Here is a 1,324-nt window from a genome sequence, read left to right as displayed (position 1 = left end):
ATGACCATCATGATGAACAGGATTAGCACTGTCGCTGACCGACAGACCATGGTCAGAAAAGTAAAGCATGGCAAAATGACGGGAATGCCGGCGAAGGATACCATCAAGCTGCCCGAGAAAGTTATCCAGTTTACTGATGCTGGCGAGGTAACAGGCAATCTTCCGGGGGAACTGCTCCTGGTAATTATTCGGCCAGGAGTGAAGCCGGTCACACGGGTTCGGATGAGACCCCATCATGTGCAGGAATATCACCTTCGGAGAGGATTTATCCGCCAGCGCACGTTCTGTTTCCTGTAACAACAACATGTCATCCGTTTTACGGGAAGCGAAGCTGCCTTTCTTGAGGAAAACGGTATGCTCCGCATCAGAAGCAATAACAGAGATGCGTGTGTCATGCTCTCCCAGTTTTCCCTGATTGGATATCCACCATGTGCTGTATCCTGCTTTTGCTGCCAGCGCCACCACGTTGTTGCCGGAATCAGGGTTCTGCTCATAGTCATAAATCAGTGTCCGGCTCAGGGAAGGCACAGTACTGGCTGCTGCCGATGTATAGCCGTCAATAAATAAACCGGGAGCAGTATTCAGCCACGGTGTGGTTGGCACGGGATAGCCATATACCGACATATAATCCCTGCGCACACTCTCACCAGTGACGATAACAATCGTGTCATACAACGGTACACCCGGCAGGATTTTCCAGTTGTCAGCCCCGTGCTGATTCAGTTGTTTATAACGCTGCATTTCACGCAATGTGTCAGTTGTCCCCACAACAGTTCCTTTAACCATCCGCAACGGCCAGCTGTTTACTGAGCATAATACGAACAGCAGCAGTGCCAGCCAGTTACGGTGACCACGGCGGTGTGTTCGCCAGAAAATCACCATGAATACCTGAATCGCGGCACTGACCAGAAAATGATAAACAGGAATCATCCCGGTAAACTCCGCTGCCTCATCAGTTGTGGTCTGCAGCAACGCGACAATAAAACTGTTGTTGATTTTACCGTACGTCATACCGGCAGGCGCATACAGTGCACAACAGAACAGAAATAACAGCGCTGTAATGGATGTGAGGGTATTTCTGTGTGCAAGGAGCAGAAGAAGGAACAGCAGCAACACATTCCCGGTGGCATTCTTCTCAGTGTATCCGCATGCAATTGTGGTTATTGCAGAAACGACAAAAAAGAATAAAAACAATAAAATCCGGGGGGTGTTACCCGGACAAAACAGTTTTCTGATATTCATCGGAGTATATCGACAACATTATTATGAAGAGAACAGGATAATAAAAATCAGAAATTATCTGTAAAACAGATAAAAGACAACC

The 1,324-nt window shown here is 47.8% G+C and carries 1 protein-coding gene; it reads right to left on the bottom strand.

The features are described from left to right. Positions 1-1,242, bottom strand: a 1,242-nt coding sequence (locus tag ACJHX4_RS26690; protein ID WP_410239924.1) for a phosphoethanolamine transferase, incomplete at its 3' end; no start/stop codon positions are given. Positions 1,243-1,324 lie beyond the last annotated feature (82 nt).

Source organism: Escherichia sp. WS2035, assembly GCF_046487065.1.
GTDB classification, from domain to species: domain Bacteria; phylum Pseudomonadota; class Gammaproteobacteria; order Enterobacterales; family Enterobacteriaceae; genus Escherichia; species Escherichia coli.
The sequence above is the reverse complement of the archived record's forward strand: the minus strand, read 5'-3'. Positions and strand labels throughout refer to the sequence as shown.